Origin of the sequence: Photobacterium damselae (genome assembly GCF_003026815.1) — a bacterium.
Taxonomy (GTDB): domain Bacteria; phylum Pseudomonadota; class Gammaproteobacteria; order Enterobacterales; family Vibrionaceae; genus Photobacterium; species Photobacterium damselae.
Genome location: NZ_PYOG01000063.1, coordinates 1 through 6486 on the forward strand (window position 1 = coordinate 1; position 6486 = coordinate 6486).

Annotated in this window: 7 protein-coding genes and 5 tRNA genes; 9 read left to right on the forward strand and 3 right to left on the reverse strand. The window is 41.6% G+C overall.

Annotated elements, in window-relative coordinates:
• Positions 1-4 precede the first annotated feature (4 nt).
• Positions 5-81 (forward strand) — tRNA-Asp (locus tag CTN07_RS21890).
• 363 nt (positions 82-444) lie between these two features.
• On the opposite strand, the gene CTN07_RS21895 is transcribed toward CTN07_RS21890, so the two are convergent.
• The 3 genes from CTN07_RS21895 to CTN07_RS21905 all read right to left on the reverse strand — a co-directional run bounded on the left by CTN07_RS21895 (position 445) and on the right by CTN07_RS21905 (position 2988).
• Positions 445-1083, reverse strand: a complete 639-nt coding sequence (locus CTN07_RS21895; protein ID WP_005301870.1) for an isochorismatase family protein — start codon at positions 1081-1083, stop codon at positions 445-447.
• Between the two features lie 10 nt (positions 1084-1093).
• Complete coding sequence (gene pssA / locus CTN07_RS21900) at positions 1094-2443, reverse strand: CDP-diacylglycerol--serine O-phosphatidyltransferase (RefSeq protein ID WP_005301868.1); 1350 nt, start codon at positions 2441-2443, stop codon at positions 1094-1096.
• A 116-nt stretch (positions 2444-2559) separates the two neighbouring features.
• Positions 2560-2988, reverse strand: a complete 429-nt coding sequence (locus tag CTN07_RS21905) for a GNAT family N-acetyltransferase (protein WP_036764550.1) — start codon at positions 2986-2988, stop codon at positions 2560-2562.
• Positions 2989-3063: 75 nt separating this feature from the next.
• Between CTN07_RS21905 and murB the strand changes: the two genes are divergently transcribed.
• The 8 genes from murB to CTN07_RS21945 all read left to right on the forward strand — a co-directional run.
• Positions 3064-4101, forward strand: coding sequence for a UDP-N-acetylmuramate dehydrogenase (murB, locus tag CTN07_RS21910; protein WP_036764549.1), 1038 nt, complete (start codon positions 3064-3066; stop codon positions 4099-4101).
• Positions 4098-5054, forward strand: a complete 957-nt coding sequence (gene birA / locus CTN07_RS21915; RefSeq protein WP_005301861.1) for a bifunctional biotin--[acetyl-CoA-carboxylase] ligase/biotin operon repressor BirA — start codon at positions 4098-4100, stop codon at positions 5052-5054. The genes murB and birA overlap by 4 nt, the downstream gene beginning before the upstream one ends.
• Entirely contained in the window at positions 5054-5788 is a 735-nt protein-coding gene (locus CTN07_RS21920) for a type III pantothenate kinase (RefSeq protein WP_005301858.1), read from the forward strand. The genes birA and CTN07_RS21920 overlap by 1 nt, the downstream gene beginning before the upstream one ends.
• Positions 5789-5884: 96 nt before the next feature.
• A tRNA-Thr gene (locus CTN07_RS21925) sits at positions 5885-5960 on the forward strand.
• Positions 5961-5975: 15 nt separating this feature from the next.
• A tRNA-Tyr gene (locus CTN07_RS21930) sits at positions 5976-6060 on the forward strand.
• A 37-nt stretch (positions 6061-6097) separates the two neighbouring features.
• Positions 6098-6172: transfer RNA gene (locus CTN07_RS21935), tRNA-Gly, on the forward strand.
• Between the two features lie 10 nt (positions 6173-6182).
• A tRNA-Thr gene (locus tag CTN07_RS21940) sits at positions 6183-6258 on the forward strand.
• 100 nt (positions 6259-6358) lie between these two features.
• On the forward strand, positions 6359-6486 hold a 128-nt coding region (locus CTN07_RS21945), incomplete at its 3' end, for a GTP-binding protein (protein ID WP_247437801.1).

A 6486-nucleotide genomic window follows, 5' to 3' on the forward strand; every position in this document is an offset into this window, starting at 1 on the left:
GAGTGGAGCGGTAGTTCAGTTGGTTAGAATACCGGCCTGTCACGCCGGGGGTCGCGGGTTCGAGTCCCGTCCGCTCCGCCACTTATTTAGAAAAAGCCTGATTCGAAAGAGTCAGGCTTTTTTTCATTACATGCTTTATAAATAAAAGATAGATGGAAGTTGAGCGGTAGTTCAGTTGGTTTGCTTTTTGTTTAAGAGCTGGCCGGCCTGTCACACCGAGGGGCGCGCTGATGTTCGGTCCCGTCCGCTCCGCCACTTATTTAGAAAAGCCTGATTCGAAAGAGTCAGGCTTTTTTTCATTTAGCTAAAACTAGTTATATTTATCTATTAAGTAAGCCTTAATCTTGTTCCATAAATTAACGGCTCTAACTTAAGCTTTTATTTAAGAACAAAAAAAGCCCCTATAAAGGAGCTTTAGCAAGAATACCTACTGATATTAATAGCCTACTTATTTGTCAACAATGCTGAAAGCTCATTGATACTATGAACGCACTCTATACCAGCTTGTTGCATCTCTTTTATTGCAGAGTCTATTGTTTCTGCTGCAATCCCTCGGCAAGCGCTTAAATTAACAATAACCCGAAAAGAATTGGTTTGTTGAAATTGAAGAGCTGTGGTTTTAACACAATAATCGGTAGCCAAACCGCCAATTAGCAATGTATCCACCTTATGCTGCAGCAACCATTCAATTAGTCCTGTGCTGAGTTCTTCAGCTAGATCATGATAACAAGCGCCGTAAGGATGAAGGTCTGGCTCAATACCTTTCCAGATGACATGGTCATAATCGGTTACTTTAGGCAGTCCTGGAATGACTTCAAAACCTTGAGTTCCGGGTACGGCATGTGCAACCCATGTTAAGTCTGCATTAGGGTGCGATAGAGGGTGCAACATCTCTTCATGTGTGTCAACAACCCAGAGTGCATTCTTAGGGTGAGCATCTTTGGTCAAGACGCGATATTGAGCAAAACTGGCCTGTAGGTTCAGTGTATCGGCAATAGTATCGCCTTCGTGTACTGGTAGCTCATTGGGACACAATGGGGTAAAAGTCTGTTGAGGGTCGACATCTATTGCCGCAATAATCATCACTATTTCCTTATAGGATCTGATTTAAAATGTGGTCAGCTTTCACTCTACGAATTCGTTTAATGAGCTTTTGAACTTGAAGTGGATAGCTATCAATCTTATCGATGCACTTATAACTGCCAATCAATTGAGTATGATTTAAGATGCAAGCAAGCTCTTGTTCTTTTTGTTCAAGTAATAGCTGATTTTTATCATGGATTAAGATGGCATTTTCTAGATCCAATTTCCATGCTCGAGGATTTAAATTATTTCCGGTAACCAGCATGTAGGTTTTATCTACCCAGATACCTTTTAGATGGAAGCTATTGTCAGCATGTTTCCAAAGGTGGATTGCCAGTTGACGACGAGCTATTGCCGCTTCATTCTGCTTGGCAAAATGGCGAAGGTTCACCTCATAAAGATAAGGTAGGCCCGCAATCGTTTTAAAAGGCTCTGATGGCGGAATATAAAAATCATTTGCTGTCTTATCACCAACAACGATTGTTACCTTTACTCCACGGCGTAGAGCTCGTTTTACTTCTTTATTAATGCTTCGAGGGAAGTTGAAGTAAGGTGTACAAATAGTGAGTTCAGTTTTTGCGCTCGCAATTAATGTACAGATTTGTTGATTGAGGCGATTTTTCTTTTTGCCTAAACCAACAAGAGGAGTTAAACCAACCTCATCATCTTGTATTCTGTCGCCATCGAATTGATAAGCTGCGCGCTGAAGGTTGATACGGAAATCGCGGATTGCACCTTTTAGTGATTTAGTATCTGGACGATGCTCTTGGCTTAGACAGTTCACGGCATCACTATTTACTAAATTATCTAGGACAAAACTTGCCATTGTATCTGCTAACTTAGCATTGTGGATTACATGATAGCGGTCATAACGGTAACGCTCATGTTCTGCAAGATAGACATCATTAAGACTCGCACCGCTATAGATCACCTTATCATCAATAATAAAGCCTTTAAGATGTAGTACACCAAATACTTCACGGTTACGAACAGGTACACCCAGAATTTCAATGTTATGAGTGTATTTTTCTGAGAACTCTCGATAAAGGGCGGCATTACCATCAGACTTGGCCGCACCAATTAATCCTCGTTGTGCACGATGCCAATCAACCAGAACTTTAATATCAAGATCTGGATTTTGTTGTTTTGCTTCAAATAGAGCCGTCAGAATTTTTCGACCGGCGTCATCATCTTGAAGATAAAGAGCAACTAAATAGATGCGATGTTTTGCCTGTGATATTTCTTGTAGCAGGCGCTCTCTAAAAGACGATGCATCAAATAGGGTTTCTAAATTTTCTGGCTTATGTGCAATACATGGCAAATGCTCAATGCGTTGCGTATTAGCAATAGCTGAATCCATTTATCGCCTCTTTGTTCGCGATCTAATCATTAGTAATTCAAAGTTAAGGGAGCAAGTATACCAGAAAAATAGCTCAGTCAATCTTTCTGGTGAGCTCAGCATGCTAGATCTGGGATTTAACTACCATTCTTATACAGCATAGGAACCAATTTTTTACCACTACTGTAACGCTCAAATCGTTGTTGCAAAGGATGAGGTAATTCACTGCTATCAATTGTGATAAACCCATTACGTTGATAGAAACCTTCAAGTTCATAGAGAGCAAAGCAATAACAAGGATACAACTCTAACTGTTCAGAAAGATGGTATAAGAATTGGCTAGCAATATTTTTTCTTCGATGCTGGCTATGTACAACCATTCCGGTTAAGAGTTGTGATTCTTCGATCACTTTAAAACGAACCGCTGCGATTAAGGTGCCATTTTGTTCACCGACCCAGATAATTTCATCTCGTTTAGCTTTACCTGCGGGATAATGATCTTTGTATAATTTGTTCACAAGAGGAAAGCGTAATGTCTCTAGTTTGTGAAATTCTGGTGTATTCATAGGAAAAGCACTGCGTCATGACGTTGATTCGGTTAAAATATGCCGATTAGTATAAAGGTACGGTCTAAAAATCGCATGAATCAATTACACGATACTGGGCTAGCGCCTTATCACACTTTTAGAATTGACGCGCAAGCTTCTATGATTATCGAAGCAACTAGTGCTGAAGATTTTATTACATTGTGGCAAGACCCTGCATACAGTCAATCTCCTAAGCTTGTTGTCGGCCAAGGTAGTAACTTACTATTTTGTGAAGATTACCAAGGAATTGTAGTCTTAAATCGTCTTAAGGGCATTGATGTATCAGAGGATGCACAAGCTTATCATCTGCATGTTGCCGGTGGTGAAGACTGGCACCAACTAGTGAAGTGGACCGTAGAGAACAACATGCCAGGATTGGAGAATTTGGCATTGATCCCAGGTTGTGTCGGTTCATCGCCAATTCAAAATATCGGTGCTTACGGTAAAGAGTTAAAAGATCTGTGTGAGTATGTCGATGTTTTAAATGTACTGACAGGGAAGATTTCGCGTCTGAGCGCTGCTGAATGTTTATTTGGTTATCGTGATTCTATTTTTAAACATCAATTAAAAGATGATCACATCATTATCGCCGTTGGTTTAGCGCTAAGCAAAGATTGGCAACCACAGATTGGTTACGGTCCATTAGCGCAGTTTGATCTTAAAACCGTAACGGCAAAAGAGATTTTTGACACCGTTTGTAATGTGCGTCTTGCTAAGCTGCCTAATCCTAAAGAACTGGGAAATGCGGGGAGCTTTTTCAAAAATCCTGTTATATCCAAACAGCAAGCTCAGCAGTTATTAGCAGAGCATTCTGATATGCCAAGTTATCCTGCTGGTGATGAAATCAAGTTAGCGGCAGGGTGGCTGATTGACCAATGTGGGCTGAAAGGTTTTACGATTGGTGGTGCTAAGGTTCATGAACAACAAGCGTTGGTACTCGTTAATACTGGTTCTGCTTCGGCACAAGATGTCATGGCGTTGGCTCAACATGTTGTGAGTTGTGTTTATGAGCAGTTTGGTGTCGAGCTTGAGCATGAGGTTCGCTTTATGGCTAAATCCAGTGAAACCTGCTTAGCAAAGGCTCTGCAATGAAAGAGCATGCATCAAAGTTAAAGTTAATCAGTTTGCTGGCAGATGGTCAGTTTCATTCCGGTGAAGCTTTAGGGGAAGCTTTGGGCATTTCACGTGCCGCGATTAGCAAGCAGATTAAAGTGTTGCAAAGCTGGGGATTGGATATTTATCGGATTCAAGGGCGAGGTTATTGTTTAGCAAAATCGATAACACTATTAGATAAGGGGGATATTTTATCTCACTGTATCTGCTCTAACTTAGATGTGATTCCTGTCATTGATTCGACCAACCAATATTTATTAGACCGAGTAGGGCAATTACCATCGGGAGCCGTTTGTCTTGCTGAATACCAACAAGCAGGTAGGGGACGGCGTGGTCGTCAATGGCTATCTCCTTTTGGTAGCAATCTGTATATGTCGATGTATTGGCGTCTAGATGCTGGTGTGGCTGCTGCTATGGGACTTAGCTTAGTTGTTGGGGTTGCCATTGCAGAGACATTACAGTCGATGGGGGCTGAGCGCATTAAAGTTAAATGGCCAAATGATATTTACTGTGATGATAAAAAGGTTGCTGGCATATTAGTTGAAATGGTTGGTCAAGCCGGTGATGCAGCCCACCTTATTATTGGTATGGGACTGAACATATCGATGCCAGAGCAGCAGCACATTGATCAAGCGTGGACAAACTTGACCGATTGCTGTGAGCAGACTATCGAACGAAACCAACTTGCAGCGCGATTAATCACTCAATTAACAAAAACTTTGCAAGATTATGAACATCATGGCCTTGCTGGTTTTGTCGAACGTTGGAATAAGGTCGATAACTTTATCGGTCGTCCAGTTAAACTGCTGTTAGGCGAGCAAGTTATTGAAGGTATTGCACGAGGCATTAATGATACTGGTGCTCTACTATTAGAAACTGAAGCTGGGATTACGCCTTATATTGGTGGTGAAATCAGCCTTAGAGGTTGTTAATGCAATTACTTATTGAAGCGGGCAATACTTATGTCAAAGTTGCCCAATTATTTAAAAATGGTCAGTTAGAATTATTAGGCAAATACTCTAGCCGTAAATTAGAGATGGTTTTAGAGCCTTTGCTTGATAAAAAAGAAATTCATCGCATTGTTTTTGCGAGTGTTGGGCCAGTTGAAATAGATAACTCTATTCAGCGAATTTCTCAACTTTCTAATATTCCAGTAATACAAGTAAAAACTCCAAGCCATGATTTTGGGGTGAAAAATGCCTATAGTGAGTATCAATATTTAGGTATCGATCGTTGGCTAACTTTGGTTGCTATTCATCAAATCTATCAACAGCCAACTGTGATTGTTGATATTGGTACCGCACTGACATTTGATGTATTAGCAGAAGACGGAATGCATTTGGGGGGATGGATCGCCCCGGGTTATCAACTAATGATGAAATCGGTATTAGAAAATACAACCAAGGTTTTTTCTGATCGTGACCATGTCGATTCCTTAGAGCTTGCAACTAATACTGCTGATGGTCTTAAGAATGGTTGCCGGGCTGCTTTACTTGGGCTTATTGAGTATGGTTTGAAACAAGCTCATGAGGATTTAGGGGTAGAGCCTCACGTTATTTTATGTGGTGGTGGTGTGATTCATTTACCTAAAAAGTGGGCGCAACAGTACACACATCGTTCTGATTTGGTGTTAGAAGGCTTAGCCTTGTATGCAAAACATCGTTAGTGGCGAAAAAAGCAACATTTGAAGCTAAAATCAAAAAAAAAAGGTGCTGAGCTATTGCCAGAGATTTCAACCTTATCTAAAATGCGCAGCACTTAAGCCGACTTAGCTCAGTAGGTAGAGCAACTGACTTGTAATCAGTAGGTCACCAGTTCGATTCCGGTAGTCGGCACCAGTTTCAAAAAATTTTGGTGGGGTTCCCGAGTGGCCAAAGGGAGCAGACTGTAAATCTGCCGGCACTGCCTTCGAAGGTTCGAATCCTTCCCCCACCACCATTTTCAAGTGATTGATAGCTCTACGAGTGACGAATTTGCGGGCATCGTATAATGGCTATTACCTCAGCCTTCCAAGCTGATGATGCGGGTTCGATTCCCGCTGCCCGCTCCACACTTCGTGTGTTGATATAGCTCAGTCGGTAGAGCGCACCCTTGGTAAGGGTGAGGTCGGCAGTTCAAATCTGCCTATCAGCACCACTCCTCGACGCTTTCTCCCATTTGTTTATATAAAACTCTACAAACCCATGATCGGTTGTGGTCGTAATGCCACTAACTACCGTGCATTTGAGGGACTATCATGTCTAAAGAAAAATTTGAACGTACGAAACCGCACGTTAACGTTGGTACAATCGGCCACGTTGACCACGGTAAAACAACTCTAACTGCAGCAATCTGTACTGTACTTTCTAAAGTATACGGCGGTTC

Excerpts from the sequence above, each read along its gene's own strand:
- CTN07_RS21895 (WP_005301870.1), bottom strand. The coding sequence starts at position 1,083 with ATGATTATTGCGGCAATAGATGTCGACCCTCAACAGACTTTTACCCCA.
- murB (WP_036764549.1), top strand. The coding sequence starts at position 3,064 with ATGAATCAATTACACGATACTGGGCTAGCGCCTTATCACACTTTTAGA.
- CTN07_RS21920 (WP_005301858.1), top strand. The coding sequence starts at position 5,054 with ATGCAATTACTTATTGAAGCGGGCAATACTTATGTCAAAGTTGCCCAA.
- birA (WP_005301861.1), top strand. The coding sequence starts at position 4,098 with ATGAAAGAGCATGCATCAAAGTTAAAGTTAATCAGTTTGCTGGCAGAT.
- CTN07_RS21905 (WP_036764550.1), bottom strand. The coding sequence starts at position 2,988 with ATGAATACACCAGAATTTCACAAACTAGAGACATTACGCTTTCCTCTT.
- pssA (WP_005301868.1), bottom strand. The coding sequence starts at position 2,443 with ATGGATTCAGCTATTGCTAATACGCAACGCATTGAGCATTTGCCATGT.